An 18,693-nucleotide genomic window follows, 5' to 3' on the forward strand; every position below is an offset into this window, starting at 1 on the left:
TTACAGGTATTTCAACCGTTCGCAAAGGGTGTTGTTCCTTTTTCTGCCAGCAGGAACCATAATTGATCCCCCTGACAGGGTATCCACACCTGCTCAACCTGAAATCCCTGCTGAAGATACCGTTCGGCCCATACGGATTGCATGATTGAATCCCCGGTCGTTTGACGAGTAATGCCAAAAAGCCATCGCAAGAAACGACTATACAAAGAGTTGCCGCCTTGCCTCATCCCCAGCAGGATCACAACCCTCCCTCCATCCTGAAGCACACGCCAGCATTCCTCTATGGTGCTGATATCCAAAGCGTAGGGGGTTGGAAAAGTAGCCACAATCGTTGAAAATGATTCACTTCTAAAGGGTAGATTTTGCGCTATTCCCCGGCATAAACCCAATTGTTGAATGGTGAAACCTGTTTTTTGCAAACGTTCTCTGGCCCGTTGATTCATGAAGCGGCTTTCATCCACCCCAAATATTTTCTTTTCCTGGCTGAGAAAAAATTCCTGTAAGTAGCCGGGGCCAAATCCCAATTCCAGGATCGGATCTCTAGAAATAAAATGAGCGCTATTCAAAACATAATCCTTCCACTTTCCACCGGAAACCAAAACTGCTACCCAATCATAGGCAAAAGCAAATTGATGATAGAGCAAATGGAAAAACCATACCAAAAGGCGGTTCCAGATTTTATACGCCAATCCAACCAGGCTCATTTTTTTCCTTATTTCCTGATTTTCTTTCGGTTCATTTCAATTTGATTTTCCAAAATTATACTGTTCCTACAAAATTCGACACAGGTTTTATTGATTATTATGAAATTATGTTCTATAATAAGGTTATGGACACAACCATCACCAACCTCCACCTTTTGACAGAACAGACCGAGTTTGAACTGGATGAACCTCCCGGCGCTCCACCTGCCTGCTATTCCCCCAAAACCCGCCCGAGAGAGATTCCAGAGATTTTTTGGGCAAAAAAATCTGGGGGTAGTCGCACACCAATCCTCAAAACCCTTTTGACTTCGGCCTGCGAGAAAAATTGCCTGTATTGCCCATTTCGTGCTGGCCGCGATCTGCGCCGGGCTACCTTACAACCCATCGAAATGGCAAAAATTTTTTCTCAAATGTCTGCAGCCGGTCTGGTACAGGGATTGTTTCTCAGTTCCGGAATGGTGGGGGGTGGAATTCGAACCCAGGATAAGATTTTAGATACTGCAGAAATTCTAAGAACAAAATATCAACATCAAGGATATTTACATCTGAAATTAATGCCCGGCGCCGAAAAAGATCAGGTATTGCGCGCATTACAATTAGCCACACGGGTGTCGGTCAATCTGGAAGCCCCAAATCCAGAACGGTTGAAGGATCTTGCCCCACGAAAAAAATTCCAGGAAGAGTTGATGCAACTCCTGCAATGGGCGCAGGAACTTCGCCAAAGCGTGCAGCATTCAACCACAAATGACCGTTTTCCTTCCATTGTCACTCAACTGGTCGTCGGTGCAACAGCGGAAACAGATACAGAAATCCTGCAAACCTCTTTTTACTTATACACGCGCTTAAAGCTAAGCCGCATCTATTATTCGCGCTTTTCCCCCATTCCGGATACCCCTTTAGAAAACCTGCCTCCGGAAAATCCCCTGCGTCCGCTTCGTCTCTATCAGGCCTCCTTTTTAATTCGGGATTACGGCTTTTCCACAAGCGACTTTCAATATACCGAATCGGGTAATTTACCACTTGAACAGGATCCAAAAACGATTTGGGCACAAACTCATCTTCTTCACCAGCCTGTTGAGTTAAACAAAGCCGATTTCCTCCACCTGTTGCGAATACCCGGTATTGGGCCAAAAACAGCCCGCCGAATCGTCCAATTTCGCCGCAATTCAAAAATAAAATCTGAAGTGGAATTGCGACAATTGGGCATTCCCGTTGAGCGGGTTTCTCCCTTTATTCTGCTAAATGGAAGAAAAATAACCAACCAGCCCTCTTTCTGGTGAAATTTGTCCTCAAAAGGGTATATTTATCCACCTTTGTTTTTGGTATAATTTTTATCAGATAATCTGAATTCATTTCTTCCAGCATTCGGGGAAGAGACCAAAACCCAAATTGGCACCGAAGGGGCAAGGCATTATTGTAAATTGCCGAATCTCTCAGGTAAAAGGACCCCGAGTGAATTCTCCTCTGAAAAGCACAACGTGCACCCATGGAGCAAATCTCGAAATTCGGGATGAATCTCACAGGTTTATAACAGAGGACATACCTTTGTCTGGTATGTCCTCTGTGTTTTATCAAATCATCATCCAACAGGAGGTCTCCTATGAATGTTCCAACCAATTTAAAGTATGCCAAAACCGATGAATGGGTGAAAGTAGAGGGCAACATTGCCATCATTGGTGTTTCAGATTACGCCCAATCTCAACTTTCCGATATCGTTTATTTTGAATTCAAAGTGGATCCCGGTGATATGGTCAGCAAAGACCAATCGGTTGCCACACTTGAATCGGTCAAGGCAGCCGCGGATGTCAACGCTCCCGTTTCAGGGAAAGTGCTGGAATTGAACCAATCCCTCACCGACCAGTTTGAAGTCATTAACAACGACCCCTATGGCGCTGCATGGATGTTGAAAATTGAAATGTCCAACCCCGCCGAACTGGATACCTTGATGGATGCGGCCGCTTACGAAGCCTACTGTCAGGAACGAGGTCACTAATGTATACCCCACATACCGATTCCGAGCGGGAGGAGATGCTCAAAGCCATCGGCGTACCTTCCATCGAATCGCTCTTTGAAGATGTCCCTGCCGAGTACCGTTTTCCCAGGCTAAACCTCCCTGAACCATTGTCAGAAATGGAAGTTTCTGCCCAATTGCAGGAACTTGCCAGTATCAATGAAACAACCCGTGATTTGATTTGCTTTCTCGGTGCCGGCGCATATAACCATTATGTTCCTGCAGCGGTGGATTCGATCCTCCGCCGAGGTGAATTCTACACTGCGTACACGCCTTATCAACCCGAAGTTTCTCAGGGCACTCTGCAGGCAATCTTTGAATACCAAAGTCTGATCGCCAACTTAACCGGCATGGATGCTTCCAACGCTTCACATTATGACGGCGCAACCGCCACGGCAGAGGCCGCTGTACTGGCATTTCATCACTTCCGCGGAAAACGCACCCGATTTGTTGTCTCCCCATCGGTCAACCCACAATACCGTGCGGTTGTACGCACCTACATGAACGGTTATGAAAACATTGAAGTCATCGGGGATGAGGCAGGCAATCCGTTTGTTTCACCCCAAGAATTACTACCGCTGATTGATACCAACACCGCCCTGGTTGTGGTTCAGTACCCCGATTTCTTTGGTCGAGTGCAGGACCTGACCGGTTTTGCCCAAAAGGTACACGAAGCCGGCGCCCTGCTGGCTGTGGTTGTCAATCCATTAGCCCTGGCGTTATTCAAAAGCCCCGGCGAAATGGGAGCAGACATTGCTTGCGGTGAAGGTCAACCATTGGGTATACCCCTTTCCTATGGCGGACCCTATCTGGGAATTTTTGCAACCAGAAAAGACTACGTCCGCAAGATGGCCGGCAGACTGATCGGTGAAACTACCGACAAAGAAGGCCGCCGCGGTTATGTGCTGACCCTTACTGCCCGTGAACAGCATATCCGCCGGGAAAAGGCCACTTCTAACATCTGCACCAACCAGGGGTTGATGGCGCTGGCAGCCACCCTCTTCATGAGCCTGCTGGGAAAAACCGGATTACGTCAGGTGGCTGAACTGTGTTATCACAAAGCCCATTACACAGCCCAGCAGATCAACCAGATTCCCGGTTTTGAAGTGGACCTCAAAGCGCCCTTCTTCCACGAATTTGTCGTGAAATGCCCCGATTCCGTGGAAGCGATTAACGAATATTTGCTGGATGATGGTATCCTCGGCGGATACGACCTCAGTAAAGACTACCCGGCTTTGAAAAATCATATGCTGCTGGCAGTCACCGAGATGAACACCCGAGAAGAAATCGAAATCCTGTGTGAGGCTTTGAAGGAGTATTCCCATGACTGAGCCCACAATTTACGAACTTTCATCCCCTGGTCGGGTGGGTGTCCGTTACCCGCAGCCCGATGTACCCCTGTCGGAACTGCCGCAAGAACTGGTGCGAGAGGATTTACCCCTGCCAGAACTTTCAGAATTGAATGTCATCCGTCACTTCATGCACCTTTCCCACCTCAACTACAGTATTGACAGCGGTTTCTACCCCTTGGGTTCCTGCACGATGAAGTACAACCCCAAAATCAATGAGGAAATGGCACGGTTGCCGGGCTTTGCTTTCACCCACCCCCTCCAACCTATTGAAACCGTGCAGGGAAATCTGGCGTTGATGTACGAACTGCAGGAATACTTGAAGGAAATTACCGGGTTTGATGCGGTAACTCTTCAACCGGCCGCCGGAGCGCAGGGAGAATTCACTGGCGTGATGATCATTCGCGCTTATCATAAATCGCGGGGAGATTCAAAACGCACCAAAATTTTGGTGCCCGATTCAGCCCACGGCACCAACCCGGCTACCTCCGCCATGAGCGGATATGAAGTTGTCCACATCCCTTCCGATTCCCGTGGAAACGTAGATATCGAAGCACTGCGAGCAGCCTGTGATGAAACCGTTGCCGGCCTCATGTTGACCAATCCCAATACACTTGGATTGTTCGAGGAACAGGTGGTCGAGGTCAATCGCATCGTTCATCAAGCCGGAGGACTGGTCTATGGCGATGGCGCAAATTTGAATGCCCTTTTGGGGATCGCCCGCCCGGCGGATTTGGGGTTTGACATCATGCACATCAACCTGCACAAAACATTTTCAACCCCGCACGGCGGCGGCGGCCCCGGTTCTGGCCCGGTTGCGGTCAAGGCAGCTTTCAAGGAATTTTTACCCGGCCCAATTGTTGAGGTGCTTGAAGAGGGAGATGAAGAAATGCCGCCCATGTTCGGTTTCTATCAACCCACCCAAAGCATCGGCAGGGTCAAAGCCTTCCACGGTCACTTTGGCATGATGGTACGGGCATATACCTACATTTCCATGCACGGAGCGGAAGGGCTGCGAAAAGTCTCAGAATACGCTGTTTTGAACGCCAACTACTTGCAGGCACGCTTGCGCGGCACATATAAAATCCCTTATGATCGCATCTGCAAGCACGAGTTCGTGGTTGAGGGTGTGTGGGATGATGCCCCGGGGGTTCATGCTTTGGATATTGCCAAGCGGCTGATGGATTACAACTTCCATCCCCCAACCAACTATTTCCCCCTCATTGTTCGGGAAGCCTTAATGATTGAACCGACCGAAACCGAGACCAAACAAACACTCGATCGCTTTGCAGATGTCATGCTCAAAATCGCTGAGGAAGCGCATCAACAACCCGAACTCTTGCATGAAGCACCACACTCCACACCGGTTGGCAGGCTGGATGAGGTTAAAGCTGCCAAAGAACTGGTGCTGTGTTGCTGGTTTCCCGAGCAGGTAAAAAACTAAGCAACGCCGTTTGTACAACTCTACCCCCGCTCCCACAACGAGCGGGGGTTTGTTATAATCATTCCATCCAGAGAATCAGGAGGCACACCATGAAACTCAAAGGATTGAAAATTATCTACCTGATTGGCGAAGGGTTTGAGGATCTCGAATTTTATGTTCCTCTCATGCGACTGCGCGAAGAAGGTGCCGAAGTTGTTGTTGCAGGTGCCAAAGCAAATCAAACTTATATTGGGAAGAACGGTTTACAAGGTAAATCCGAAGTGAGTTTTGAGGATCTTGACCCGGCGAACTATGATGCGATTGTGATTCCCGGTGGCTGGGCACCGGATAAACTGCGCCGCTATGATGCGGTTAAAAAGATGACCCGCTGGTTCTATGAGAATAACAAAATCGTGGCAATGATTTGCCACGCCGGCCTGGTTGGAATCAGTGCGGGTATTGTGCGTGGGCACGAAGCAACCGGCAGCGAAGGCATTAAAGATGATTTATTGAACGCCGGAGCAACCTGGCGGGACGAAGCAGCCTTTCGCAGCGGCAATATCGTTTGGGGCCGGGTGGTTGCCGATATTCCGGATTTCTGCCGCGAATTGGTCAATGCACTTGAGGAATATAGCCAGAAGGTCAACAAAAAGGGATGATCGAAGCGCGGGATTTTTCTGCTAGGCGCAATTTTCCCGGCGAAGTGGGAAACGATTTTGATGTCGTCCTGCGCCGTTATGATGCTATCCAAAAAATTCATCCTCTTTTCTTTGGGTTAATTCTATTCGGGTTGGCCTGGCTTCCAACCCGAATGGAGTGGGAATTCACGCTTGCCTTATGGGGCTTTTTCATGCTGGACTGGTTGATGCTGGCGCTCCTACCGGTCTTTCACCGGTCATTCGGCCCGCCTCAGCCCCCCGCATTTTTACTGGCTTTGATGCGATTGCCGTTTGCGCTTTTGCCTTATCCGGTAAATTTTCTCCTGCAGACTATTGGCAGCCTGCTGGTATTTTATGGCTTTTGGATTGAACCCCATCGCCTTACCCTTGCCCACCAGATTTTGCAAACACCCAAATTGAAGAGCGGCAGCCGACTTCGTGTTCTCCATTTGGGAGACCTGCATGTTGAACGCATTACCCGCCGCGAGAAAAAAATGCAAGAATGGATCAAGCAGCTACGTCCCGATCTCATTTTATTCAGCGGCGACATTCTCAATTTATCCTACAATCGCGACCCTATTGCGCTGGAACATGCGCGCCAGCTCATGGCGGAATGGCAGGCGCCGCTTGGGGTTTATGCCGTCGCCGGCAGTCCGGCAGTGGATTTAGCCGAGATTTTACCGGGGTTTTATAATCAATTGCCCGTTCAATACCTCGCGGAAGAGCAGATTGAACTCAATGTTGACCAACAAAAAATTCACCTGATCGGACTTTCTTGCACACACCGTCCGTTTATTGACGCCCCTCGCCTGGAGAAGTTACTCCCTAAAAACAACCAGAATTTCACCATTCTGCTTTATCACACACCGGATCTGGCTCCCAATGCTGCCAAAACAGCGGTGGATCTACAGCTTTCAGGTCACACCCATGGCGGTCAGGTCAGGCTGCCGTTGATTGGTGCGCTGTTCACCGCCTCGTTATACGGCCGCGCCTTTTCATCCGGGCGCTACCAATTGAACGGCCTGACTCTCTATATTACTCGAGGTATTGGTATGGAGGGCGCAGGAGCGCCGCGTGTGCGCTTCCTTTGCCCTCCTGAAATTACCCTGTGGGAAATTCAAGGCAGCGGCGAGGGCTGATCTACGCCCCCAGTTTAGATTCAACCCAACTGAAAACCTTTTGCAAAGCCTGAGGCAGCAAAGCGGCGTCTTTGCCGCCCGCCTGGGCTAGGTTAGGCCGCCCGCCTCCACCTCCACCGACTACCGAAGCGACAGTTTTGATTAAATCACCAGCATGCCAGCCTTTCTTGACAAGGTCATCACTGATAGCGCCAATGATCAGGGGTTTATCATTTTCCACACTCGCCAAAACAATCACCCCGCTGGTGTATTTTTGACGAAAGCGGTCGCACATCTGCCTTAAGATTTCCGCATCCGCATGGGATAATTGCGCTGCCAGCACCTTGATCCCCTGAATATCCTTTATGGAATTCAGAGACTGCTCAAATTCAGCAGAAACCAGTTGCCGGCGCAATTGTGAAAGTTGATCACGGGCTTCATCAAGCTCCTTCAGCAAAGATTCTGCTTTGTTAGGAACATCTTCCGCGGATGCAGATAAAATTTGCGCTGTTTGTTTCAGAGTCCGCATCCGCCGCTGAACCAGTGCGTAGGCTTCCCGGCCGGTAACCGCTTCAATGCGGCGCACACCTGCCGCCGCACTGCCTTCACTGGTGATAAGGAAAATTCCAATATCACCGGTGTTTTCCACGTGCGTACCGCCGCACAATTCGTAAGACAGAATCTCTTCCTCATCTCCAATCGTTATGGTACGCACCGTTTCGGCATATTTTTCCCCAAATAAGGCCATAGCGCCTTCAGAGATTGCCTCATTGAGTGATTTAAATCGGATGTTAAGACGCATGTCCTCAAAAATGGCACGATTGACACCAGCCTCAATTTGTTCGATCTGTTCAGGGGTTAACGCCTCTGGATGTGTAAAATCAAACCGGAGGCGATCCGGCGCAACCAGAGAACCGGCCTGACGGGCATGTTTTCCCAGTACTGCCTGTAATTCCGCATGCAACAAATGGGTTGCGGTGTGATTGCGCATGATGTCACGCCGCCGCTGTGCATCTACTGCAGCAATTGCCAGATCACCCACTGCCGGCTTGCCGCGAACAACCTCCCCCACATGGGTGATCACTCCGGCGGCCGGTTTACGGGTGTCCTCAACGCGGATTTCCCAACGGGGTTCAGCCACAGAAACAATCGTTCCGGTGTCCGATACCTGCCCGCCGGCTTCCACATAAAAACACGTTGCAGGTAGAATCACTTCTACAACATCACCGGTCATCACTTCCTGCACGGGCTGCCCATCGCGTACCAGCGCCAGCACCTTACCTTCCACTTCCAGCGAGGAATACGGGTCATAATGCACACCTTCTGTTCCCAGTTCTCCGCTGGATTGCAAGGCTTCAAGAATTCCACGGTAAACATCCACATTTTCACCCCCCAAAGGACCAAACGATTTACCCGCGCCCGAAGCCAGGCGGTGTTCTTCCATTGCGCGCGCAAAGCCAGCCTGATCCACCTCCAACCCTTCTTCTAATGCAATATCACGCACCAGTTCCAGCGGTAAACCGTGCGTGGCATACAATTCAAACGCCTTTTCACCATCTAAAACTTTGCCGCCGCTATTCCTGACCGCCTGAAGCAATTCTTCCAAATGCGCCAGTCCCTGCTCTACGGTTCGTTTAAAGCGTTTTTCCTCACGGGTCAGCGCATCCAGAATCGCCTCTCGGTTACGCACCAGTTCGGGGTATGCTTTACCGTAATTTTCGATAACCACATCCGCAACCTGAGCAAGGAAGGGTTCGTCCAACCCGATTTTGCTTCCAAAGCGCGAAGCCCGCCGGATGATCATGCGACATACGTAATTTCTTCCGGTATTGCCCGGCACAACTCCGTCTGCAATCAGAAAAGCCGCCGCGCGTGCATGATCGGCAATCACGCGGTAAGGGGTAATATTGGCATCCCGTTCAGCCTCACTGTGACCGGTCAACTCCCGCACCTTTTCCATGAGCGGGAGAAGCAAATCTGTGCGGTAATTTGAGGGCTTATCTTGCAAAATTGAAACGATTCGCTCCAGGCCCATTCCTGTATCCACATGGCGGGCGGGCAACGGCTCCAGACGGGTGGGGCTTAGCCGGTTGTATTGAATAAACACCAGATTCCACAACTCAAGAAACCGTTTGCAGTTGCCGTTCACCCGGCAGACATGACCCTCTTCGTGCTGGCGGTCGCAATATTCCATGCCGCGATCGTAATGGATCTCGCTGCAGGGGCCGCAGGGACCGGTTTCTGCCATTTCCCAAAAGTTATCTTTACGCCCAAAATAAAGGATATGAGATGGGTCTATGCCGGGTTGCTGCGCCCAGAATTGTGCTGCTTCATCATCGGTTGGGATTTCACCTTTTTCATCTTTGAAACAGGTCGCCCACAGACGCTCTTTTTCAAGACCCCAAACTTCCGTCAGCAACTCCCACGCCCATGATATAGCTTCTTTTTTGTAGTAATCTCCAAACGACCAGTTCCCCAGCATCTCAAAAAAGGTGTGATGCGTATCATCCCGCCCAACATCATCAAGGTCATTATGCTTTCCGGCTACACGCATACACTTTTGAGAATTAACAGCGCGGCTGTAAGGCCTTTGATCCGTCCCAAGGAAAACATCCTTAAACTGCACCATCCCTGCGTTGGTAAACAGCAGAGTCTGGTCACCGCCGGGAACCAGCGATGAGGAAGGGACAAAGGTGTGACCTCGTTCAACAAAAAAGTCAATAAACATTTGTCGAATTTCCGCGCCGCTCCAGTATTTTTTCATAGTTTTGGCTCCAACCCAATGAAATAATTTGAAATGAGGAATGGCTTTGATTATACAGGAACACCGACAAGGAATCAACAATTCACCCGCTAGCCAAAAGCAAAGGGATGTATCCGAATGGATACACCCCCTGCCACAAAGATAGGAGCAATGGGAAAAATTAGCGGGAAACACTCATTTTCAGCAATTTTCCATCTCGGTTAAGGGTTACACGTGCATAATGAACGTGGGTGTGTCCGCCAAAGACAATTTTCTTTTGAAAAATAACCACCCGGCGATTGGTCAATGTATTTCCACGTTCAGTCTCCAATTTACCTTTCTCTCCAGTTCCATTCGGGTCGGCAGCAACCTTCTGCAAGCGATAACGCACTTCCGCCAGGTCCAAACCCGGCAAATAGGCTTCGACCGCAGCCTTGGCTTGTTGCACCAGATCTTCCTTGCTGATGTTCATTTCACCATCACCATTGGCATGGTCACTGACCGTTTTCACCGCCCAATGGGTGCGACTGCGAACAAATTTTTTGGCCTCAACCGGCTGGGAATCGGCATACGCCAGCGGATCACCATATAGAACAAATGAAATCAGGGTCTTTTGATCTTCGCCATCCAGAAAGCCCTGCCTTTTATTCATCTCACGCGCCATAGCAATTTTGGCCTGCACCAATGCATCACCGGCAGAATATCCTTCCGCTATTGCTTTCCAGAATAGGTTTGCCAGCAGGTCTGCACCGACCAGCGGAGGGCTAACTGCACCATAAGCAATGCCAGTCGAGCCAACCACTGCCCTCGTGCCAATTGAAAGAAATCGAAGAGCAAGCGAGGTATTTTCTTCTTTGTCCACAATATATCCGCCGTAACAGGCCTCGCTAAAAACGATGCGCGGCGAATGACCATTTTTGGGCAAGTCAGCCAGAGTCAGGGCAACGGGATATTCCGACCCGTTCCAACTTTCACGCGGATCACGCTGTCCATACCATTCAGCAGTTTCAGATAAACCGTGCAGGTTATAGAAGCCCAAATCGGAGCGCACCAGTTTTTCAGCGTCAAAGGTGCGCGTTTCATGCGGTGGAGAAACCAGAACAGCAGTTTCTGAACTGACCGGTTTAAAACTGGCTACCGAAGAACGTTTCCATACGGCTGCAGTGTAACCAAAACGATCCTTATTTGGCAGTGAGGGCTGCCCCCGCCGAAACAAGAAAATCCAGCGCAACAAATCCAGAATGAGCCGGTCCGGTTTGATGGTCTTTTTGTTTTTTTTGTTCTTCAGATGATATTGAACCGCATTGCGCAATTGCTGAAGAAGCAGACCCGCATCACTGCCCTTTTCACCGGGCAGCCGGCCGACCGGCCACTCAGGGATAAAGTAATTCGAATCCAGCGTGCTGTATGGATTATCAGAGAGCACCTCTTCATCCGAGTCGTCCGTCGGGTTTGGCAGACGGTGAAATGGAACGACATCCGGGCCGCCGACAATCAACAAAGCCCCGATCCGCCCGCCCTTTTTTGCCAACGCCTGATCCAAATCTGCCAGCGAAAGCTTCATTTTCCAGGGATCATTTCCGGAAATCGTGGACATCCCCAATTTACCGGTACACTCAAGATCGTCCGGGTAAAAGACAATCGCGCCCCACCCCGCCCGCTGACGAATGGCTTCTGCCAAACGACTCATCTCCTGATTCAGCACCTGTGCTGTCTGTTCACCATATTTTGCACGCAGACCGCTGCGGGAAGAAAAAATTACATAAATTGGGAAGCGTCCATCCGCTTTTACGATCCCCGGAGACTTGAGACTTTTGGCAAGTTTTTCAAATTCCTGTTCGGTTTCCTTCAACCATGCCGGTGTCTTTTTCTGCAGCCGTTCAAAGCGGGGAGAATCAATTTCCTGCCCATGTTCTGGTGATTTGCTTTCAGATTGATTTTCAGGGTTATGGCTATGCGCAGTTTCTTTTTCCTCTTCTAATTCAAATGTTTCTTTTTCTTCTTCCACAGGCTGCTTTTGCCCCACCTCCGGCAGTTCACCGCCCGCAGCGGCCAGGCGATTCCAGCCCAATTTACCGGCAATTCCTGCCGGAATTGGCACGCCGAATGAAATTTCATGTCGAACCGGCCACAACGGCAAATAGGGATGATTTTCACCCCACCAGCGTTTACTCACCTGTCCGGTAGAATCTTCTGCTGCACATTGATGCAGCAATTGCACAGCCTCAGTTTCGCTTCCGGCGATCAATTGCCCTTCTGCTAACCCCAGCCGAAAGACCAAACACTCCGGCCAGCGCTGATGATACAATTCGCAAAACCGCAGCACACCCGCAGAATCGCCGAACAGTCGCAGCAATTTTATATGGTAAATGGCTGCAAGTATCTCATCCTGGTTCAATGCAAGGGCCTGATAAATGTTTACCTCGGCCGTTGACAGGTCATTTTCCTGCAACGCCTTGTGAGCATTCCGTAAAATAATCGCCCAACCCGGCATGGATTGCGAAACATCCAGTCGTTCTCCCAGAATATATACCCGGATGGTGGTCGTTTTAGCCTGCTCATCATTGATCCGGGCATACCAGGCAGCAAGCAGTTTTTGTGCGCGCAAATCCTCCGGATCAAGACGGGCTATTTTCTCCAGTATGGTAATGGCTTGAGCAATTTTATTCTCGTGAAAAAACAATTCACCCAGAAGGATGTTGACCTCCAGGTCGCCGGGATAAGCCGTTAACCAGGAAAGGATAAGCTGGCGGGCAAAACGCAATTCGCCGCTTTCAAAGGCACTTTCGATTAACAAAAGTGCCGTGCCGCGATTAAGTCTTCCTTTCGCAATAAGTGCTGCATCTCCAAGATCGTTTCGCTCTACAGGCATGATTTTGCCTCCTGTCCGTGATGAACCAGATTGAGTGCAATGATTGCGCCAAGTTGGCGGCGAATGTTGACATCCTCAGGAGCCAGTTCGGCTGCTTTTCGGAGCATGACTTCAGCCCCCGGATAGTCTTTCCCATCGCGCAAGACCAGCGCCGAATAGTAATAAGGACGATAATCTTGTGAATTGATCTGAATAGCCTGTTGATAGATCTCCAGCGCTTTACTGAATTCCCGTCGGCCACTGTACACCTCGGCCAGTTTCAGATAGGTTTCCAAATGGCTGGGCTGCAGCCGAACGGCTTCACTGAGATGAAAGACTGCTCGATCCAGTTGCCCCTGATCCTTGAATACGTCAGCCAGCAGGCGGTGAATCTCCACATTTTGCGGATTGAGTTTCAATGCCTGCAAGGCGCTTTGTTCCGCCAGTTTAATTTTTCCCGTTTTCATACAGGTTTGAGCAAAGTACCACAAAATTTGCTCATTCTGGGGGTATTCAACAACCAGCTTTTGCAGCAAATCCTGCGCCGCTGATGCTCCCTGTAATTCCCCAATCAGGCGTGCACGCTCAAACTTTAATTCCCACTCTGAAGGGATCTCTTCAATCGCCCGGTTGAGTTCCGTCAGGGCATCTCGCAGTTGACCCTGTCGAATCAGGATTTTCACCGCCAGTAAGCGCGTACCCGCTTCAAATGGAGCGACTTTTTCAGCCTGCCGCGTAAAATACAAGGCTTTATTTTCATCACCCAATCGTAAAGCGATTTCTCCGGCGGTTATCCACGCTTTACCATTGGTTTCATCCAATTCAGTTGCTTTTTCGGCTGCCCTCAAGGCTGCTTTATCATCACCACACCCTTTTAGGCCCATCGCCAAAAGCAGCCACACTTCACTTCGTTCCGCATATGAACCGATTACACTCTGCAGCAACTGAACCGCCTGATCGGCATAACCATGTTCTAAATCATGCTGCACAAGGCGTATTAGCAATTCATAATCATTCGGATTCAACTGGAACGCTTTTTCAAGGTGCTGGCCACAGATTTCTGTTTCTCCACATCGCTCAGCGAGATCGGCAGCCCATATATGCCAATTGATTTCATTGCCCCAAATACCGAGCGCTACCTCAATCGCCTCAAATGCCTGTGCATAATCCTCGTTCTTCTGGGCAATTCTGGCCAAAACGGCTTGATAGACGGGATGGAAAGGCGCCTGTTCCACTGCGCTACGAGCAAAATCTAAGGCTCGCTGGCTGTCTTCCTCTTCCCAAACCAGCGCCGCCAGCACTTGCACCAGGGGATGTTGTCGCCAAATTTCAGCCATTTGCATCGCACCGGTGGGGTTATTACCACGTAAATGTGCCTCTACAAGCCACGCGAAATCCTCGTCTGTTAGGGCAAAAGAGCTCAAATCCCGAATGTGCTGATGATCAGCGTGGAGCAAAGCCTCTGCCCGCGCCATCCAGTGATCCAACGACCGTGCACGGGTCAGCAGGCCGGCCTTTTCGAGTAATTCTTTGGCCTGTTGCTGTACCGCGGCGAATTTGTTTGACTTGAGAGCATGGTTAACCACTCCCAAAACCTGCAACAGCCTTTGCCATTCCAGTCCACGAATCAAACCGCGCGCTAAGCTGAGGTAAGCAATGGGTTCATTTTCATGCTCTTGAAGGTATTTTTCGGCTAGTTGCAACCCCCGCTGCCAATCCAACAAGTCAAAAGCAGTTTCTGCCAGGGTAAGCAGCACACCGGCCAACCACTCCTTCCTTTCGGGGAGATTGGTTTCCGCCTCTACATCACTCCAGACCTGTTGGAATTCACTCATTGCATCCGCAAATTTACCCATTTTGGCTTTCAAACGGCTGCGGACGGCTTTCAAGTGAAGATGTTGTGGTTTATGCGCCAATCCCCTCTGGATAGTCTTCTCCGCTTCCCCAAAATTGCCAGCTTCAATATAGTTTTCCGCCTGAAATGCGTGTAAACTTGCCAGCCATTCTGCTTCTTCCTCGCTGGTAAAGCTGGTGAAGCACCCTGCAGAGTGATTTTGCTCAACCACATCTGTAATTCGACCCAACCGCTCGGGTTGAAGCAACCGGTGGGCCAGACTGGCAACCTGAAATGCCATTTCCAATGAGGTCGGGCAAAGTTGCAGGGCACTCTCGGCATGATAGAGCGCCAGATTTAATTCACCCGATTCAACACATAACGGAACAAAAAAGCGATGAACCGAGTATGCGGTTGGCTGTTCATACCCCCAGATTTGGCTGTCTGCTAATGCTTCATCGGTTAGTGACCCCTCTGGCTGGCTTTCACAAATCCGCAAAGCCTTTTCCAGAGAAGCAATCGCTGCCTGAGGGCGCTGCATCCATTTTTGTATTTCACTTTGCAATATATAAGCCTCGGCGGCGTTGGGATTGATCATGAGAGCCGTTTGTAATGCCTGGTTGGCTGCCTCAACCTCCCCGGCCCGCCAATGCAGCAGAGCCAGATGAAAATGCTGGAAATAATTCGGTGCAACCATCAAACGGATGGCCTTTTCTAAAGCCTCTCTGGTCAGTTCCAAATCCCCGATTTTAAGCGCAATCTCAGCAATGGTTTCCAATTGATCCGGCATAATACTTTCAATGCACAACAACCGCTTCAATTCTTCGCCCGCAGCCGCTTCTTTCCCAATTTTCATCCACAGTTTAGCCAGTTTCAAAGCATAGCCAACTTCCTGTGGATAGAGTTGTGTCAAGGTCTGAGCAGCTTCGATACTCTGCTCGGTTTCGTTCAATCGCTCCATTAAGTCCGCAAACCAAATCAAAGAATCCACATTGTTTGGTTGTAGCTTCCTGACCTGTTGTGCGACTTCATAAGCCGACTCAAGCAGGTTTAGCCGGCAGTACACTTCTGCCAACAGCTGCTTGACCTCCATATTTTCGGGACGAGCCTGACTGGCGTTTTGTAACGCAGCCAGAGCCATTTCATTCTCACCAGAATGAAATGCAATTAATCCAAGACCGGATTGAATTCTCCAATGCCATTCTGGTAAATTGGCCTGTTCACTTTCAATCAACCGTTGAAATCCAGCTAAGGCTTGATCCCACTCCTGTAAAACCAAATGAATTTCGGACTTCAGTAAAAGCGCTTCAAAATGATCGGGGACTTCTTTCAAGACGCGCTGCAGTGCCTTTTGGGCCTTTACCAATAACCCAACAGGCAAGTTTTGATGCGCCAGTTGCCGTTTTAACTCAATTCCATTCAACAGCACTTTTGCATATTCCACAAACCATGCTGGGTTTGCGCCTTCAAATTGCAGAGCCACTTCTAGTACAGAAAGACCTTCCTCCATTTCTCCGTCTCGAAGTAATATTCCGGCATGTTCATAAGCCAGCTGCGGATGAGCCGGCCATTTCAAACGAGCAGTTTCCGCAACTTCCAGCGCCTCTTTATCATGTCCAAGCGAGACCAGGGCTTGAATCAAAGCCAACGCCACCTCATCAGATTCGGGCGCTAAGCGGGCAGACTGTTTCAAATAGGGCAGCGCCTCAGCAGATAATCCGTTCGCCAGACAGGCCTTGCCCAATGCCAGATGCAATTCCGCGGAGTCGGGCACATTCAATAAAGCTGCCCGTAAGGTTTCCAATGCCCGTTGAGGTTCTCCGGTTTGGGTGTACAAATGAGCAAGTTCAAGCCATGGTCTGGCATCTTCCGGCGTGAGCAAGGTGGCTTTACTCAAGCTGGCATGGGCTTCTTCCAGTTTTCCCTGACCAAATTGAGCCAATCCCAGTAAGGTGTAAGCTCTACCCTGTTCATCATCTTTTTCAATGATTCTCTGGCAGGTCTGCACCGCAAGCTCAAAATTCTTTCCTCCAATGGCACAGGTGACCAGGTTCAACTGGTCTTCAATGGACGAATCACCAAAACGATCGAGGATTTCCCGACGGATATTCAGGGCTGATTCCCAATCATTGCGCTCCTCAAGAATTTTTGCATACGTCCGATAGTGTTCCGGGTCCATCTCTTCTAACAAAATGGCTTCCCGAATGAGCTGGATTGCAGTGTCATCCTGACCCAAGCGGTGAGCAAGTTGGGCAGTCCATGTTAGCAGGGAAACATCCTTCACCCGCTGTTGAAGATAAATTTGAGCCACTTCAAGCGCTTCCTGATACAAACTCAGGTTTTCCAGAATTTCCAGCAATTCGAAGGGACTGTAGTCGAAAACAAACTGGCCGCCCGGTAATATCTCCTCATTTTGTTGCTGTTTCAACCACTCCCGGATCGCCTCTTTGACCACTCCTCGTTTCCCCTGTTTTTCTCCCAGCGAGGCATCTTTTCCCTTCATGAACACCTGAACAAGGAGGGGTAAATTAGAATCGCTCAACCGCCGTAAAAGAGAAAGCGGAGGTTTGAGCCACACGGCTTCCTCCATCAAAGTTTCTGGCAGGGGCTGAGAACTGAGCAAAGGCTCAATTTCATCCCACAACATCTCGGTTATTTTGGGATCAGGGTTTACAATCGAAATCAATTGGAGAGTTGTTCCACCCAACCAATGCTGCAACAAATTTTTTGAACGACTCAAGAACAATTCCGATTGAGCGGGATGACCGGCAATCTGATGCAGGGTGGCCGTCCATTGCAACTCCAAAGCCTCTCCAGCCAGCTCGACCCACGATTTTTGGTGGAGTGAATCCAAATCAAAACCGGACAAACTGCCCGTTTTCAAACGACCCTCCCGCAAAATCTGATTAGCCAACCACCCAGCCAGTTCAGATTCATCGTATCTCTTCAAAAATACCAGCCATTCAACCTGTAGAGGTAGCGGTATCTCTGCAATCATCATTGCAAACAAACGTTTGGTTTCTTCTTCCCCCAAAGGATTACCCAGCAGAATGTGAGTGATCCATGCTTTGGAAAGGGAAAAATCTTCTTTGCTCAGCAAGGCTTTCAGCAAGTCTTCCTGATCCGGCGTCATCCCAAACAGGCACAACAGCGGTGTCTTCCACAAATCAATCAAAGCATTTTTACTTTTTAGATTGAAGGACTTCATTTCATCCATCAACCCCACCCATGTTTGGGTCTTACGCCTTCGCTCGCGCAAAGCCAGCGCAATCAAACCCGCTTCTCGCAGATCATGAGGTTTTGAGGTATTGCGCAATAGATTTTCAAAGGTTTCTAACGCCTTTTTTCGGATGGAGGGCTCCACAGAAGGAAAATGATCGCCTTGCAGCGCAGCCAGATCCATGCGGCTGTTCAAAATTCTCAAAGCAAGGTTTGCCGGCTGCCATAACTCTGCAGACCGAAGATTGCTGGCTAACCCACTTATTGTTGAGGGTTGCTGAAGGGCTTCCCAAACCAGAGAGTCTCTTTTTAATGCTGAAAACACAACCGGCACTTCCTCCAGCGGCAAACAGGTTCTCAATAATTCAAGAAGATCTGCTGATGGCATAGGGAGCTCCTTATAATCAATTTCGGAAAAGTTGGGGGTTGGTGAAAGGCTATTGGATTTGGAAGGCAAGCCCAAAGGCTGCCGCAATCATTAACATACCGGCAATGACCAGAAATACTCCAATGCCTGCAGATGTGCGAACCAGCTGGTTGAGTGATTCGACCAGACTGGAAGCGTTACCCACCAGTCCAGCAATTTCTTCAGCAATCCCTTTTTGCGCCAGTCGGGCAGTTTGTTCAGCGATTCGCTTGATTTCTCCGCCCAGAACCCGACTGACCAGCACAATCACGCCGATTAACCACATGATTACACCCAACGCAAGGGCTACCCCGGCTGTGGTCAGCAAGAAATCGTTTTTGGTCATTTCAAAAATCATCATACCCTTCCTCCCATG

At 49.7% G+C, this 18,693-nt stretch carries 11 protein-coding genes and 1 riboswitch; of the genes, 6 read left to right on the forward strand and 5 right to left on the reverse strand.

Annotation, left to right across the window (positions count from 1 at the left end):
* Positions 1-11 precede the first annotated feature (11 nt).
* Positions 12-704 (reverse strand): class I SAM-dependent methyltransferase, encoded by a 693-nt coding sequence (locus tag VAE48_RS07175; RefSeq protein ID WP_322792635.1) that lies wholly within the window; start codon positions 702-704, stop codon positions 12-14.
* A 125-nt stretch (positions 705-829) separates the two neighbouring features.
* Between VAE48_RS07175 and VAE48_RS07180 the strand changes: the two genes are divergently transcribed.
* From VAE48_RS07180 to VAE48_RS07205, 6 genes are all read left to right on the forward strand, one after another.
* Positions 830-1,984, forward strand: a complete 1,155-nt coding sequence (locus tag VAE48_RS07180; RefSeq protein WP_322792636.1) for a radical SAM protein — start codon at positions 830-832, stop codon at positions 1,982-1,984.
* A gap of 78 nt (positions 1,985-2,062) precedes the next feature.
* Positions 2,063-2,163: riboswitch (glycine riboswitch) on the forward strand.
* A gap of 141 nt (positions 2,164-2,304) precedes the next feature.
* Entirely contained in the window at positions 2,305-2,697 is a 393-nt protein-coding gene (gene gcvH, locus VAE48_RS07185; RefSeq protein WP_322792637.1) for a glycine cleavage system protein GcvH, read from the forward strand.
* Positions 2,697-4,046: an aminomethyl-transferring glycine dehydrogenase subunit GcvPA gene (gcvPA, locus tag VAE48_RS07190; RefSeq protein ID WP_322792638.1), complete on the forward strand. Its 1,350-nt coding sequence runs from the start codon at positions 2,697-2,699 to the stop codon at positions 4,044-4,046. Before gcvH ends, gcvPA begins: the two co-directional genes overlap by 1 nt.
* Entirely contained in the window at positions 4,039-5,508 is a 1,470-nt protein-coding gene (gcvPB, locus tag VAE48_RS07195; RefSeq protein WP_322792639.1) for an aminomethyl-transferring glycine dehydrogenase subunit GcvPB, read from the forward strand. Before gcvPA ends, gcvPB begins: the two co-directional genes overlap by 8 nt.
* A gap of 89 nt (positions 5,509-5,597) precedes the next feature.
* Positions 5,598-6,146, forward strand: coding sequence for a type 1 glutamine amidotransferase domain-containing protein (locus tag VAE48_RS07200; RefSeq protein ID WP_322792640.1), 549 nt, complete (start codon positions 5,598-5,600; stop codon positions 6,144-6,146).
* The gene (locus tag VAE48_RS07205) at positions 6,143-7,285 is read left to right on the forward strand and encodes a metallophosphoesterase (RefSeq protein WP_322792641.1); all 1,143 of its coding nucleotides are present in this window, start codon (positions 6,143-6,145) and stop codon (positions 7,283-7,285) included. Before VAE48_RS07200 ends, VAE48_RS07205 begins: the two co-directional genes overlap by 4 nt.
* 1 nt (position 7,286) lies before the next feature.
* On the opposite strand, the gene alaS is transcribed toward VAE48_RS07205, so the two are convergent.
* The 4 genes from alaS to VAE48_RS07225 form a co-directional block, all read right to left on the reverse strand.
* Entirely contained in the window at positions 7,287-10,028 is a 2,742-nt protein-coding gene (gene alaS, locus VAE48_RS07210) for an alanine--tRNA ligase (RefSeq protein WP_322792642.1), read from the reverse strand.
* 160 nt (positions 10,029-10,188) lie between these two features.
* Positions 10,189-12,879, reverse strand: a complete 2,691-nt coding sequence (locus VAE48_RS07215; protein ID WP_322792643.1) for a tetratricopeptide repeat protein — start codon at positions 12,877-12,879, stop codon at positions 10,189-10,191.
* Positions 12,870-18,299 carry a tetratricopeptide repeat protein gene (locus VAE48_RS07220; protein WP_322792644.1) on the reverse strand — a complete coding sequence of 1,810 codons (5,430 nt, stop codon included), beginning with the start codon at positions 18,297-18,299 and terminating at the stop codon, positions 12,870-12,872. The genes VAE48_RS07215 and VAE48_RS07220 overlap by 10 nt, the downstream gene beginning before the upstream one ends.
* A gap of 49 nt (positions 18,300-18,348) precedes the next feature.
* Positions 18,349-18,693: hypothetical protein (locus VAE48_RS07225; protein ID WP_322792645.1), on the reverse strand; the 345-nt coding region annotated here is incomplete at its 5' end.

Origin of the sequence: Bellilinea sp. (assembly GCF_034432615.1) — a bacterium.
Taxonomy (GTDB): Bacteria; Chloroflexota; Anaerolineae; order Anaerolineales; family Anaerolineaceae; genus Bellilinea.

What these genes read in the sequence shown, in the direction of transcription:
- VAE48_RS07175 (WP_322792635.1), bottom strand. Translation starts at nt 704, where the DNA reads ATGAGCCTGGTTGGATTGGCGTATAAAATCTGGAACCGCCTTTTGGTA.
- VAE48_RS07180 (WP_322792636.1), top strand. Translation starts at nt 830, where the DNA reads ATGGACACAACCATCACCAACCTCCACCTTTTGACAGAACAGACCGAG.
- gcvH (WP_322792637.1), top strand. Translation starts at nt 2,305, where the DNA reads ATGAATGTTCCAACCAATTTAAAGTATGCCAAAACCGATGAATGGGTG.
- gcvPA (WP_322792638.1), top strand. Translation starts at nt 2,697, where the DNA reads ATGTATACCCCACATACCGATTCCGAGCGGGAGGAGATGCTCAAAGCC.
- gcvPB (WP_322792639.1), top strand. Translation starts at nt 4,039, where the DNA reads ATGACTGAGCCCACAATTTACGAACTTTCATCCCCTGGTCGGGTGGGT.
- VAE48_RS07200 (WP_322792640.1), top strand. Translation starts at nt 5,598, where the DNA reads ATGAAACTCAAAGGATTGAAAATTATCTACCTGATTGGCGAAGGGTTT.
- VAE48_RS07205 (WP_322792641.1), top strand. Translation starts at nt 6,143, where the DNA reads ATGATCGAAGCGCGGGATTTTTCTGCTAGGCGCAATTTTCCCGGCGAA.
- alaS (WP_322792642.1), bottom strand. Translation starts at nt 10,028, where the DNA reads ATGAAAAAATACTGGAGCGGCGCGGAAATTCGACAAATGTTTATTGAC.
- VAE48_RS07215 (WP_322792643.1), bottom strand. Translation starts at nt 12,879, where the DNA reads ATGCCTGTAGAGCGAAACGATCTTGGAGATGCAGCACTTATTGCGAAA.
- VAE48_RS07220 (WP_322792644.1), bottom strand. Translation starts at nt 18,299, where the DNA reads ATGCCATCAGCAGATCTTCTTGAATTATTGAGAACCTGTTTGCCGCTG.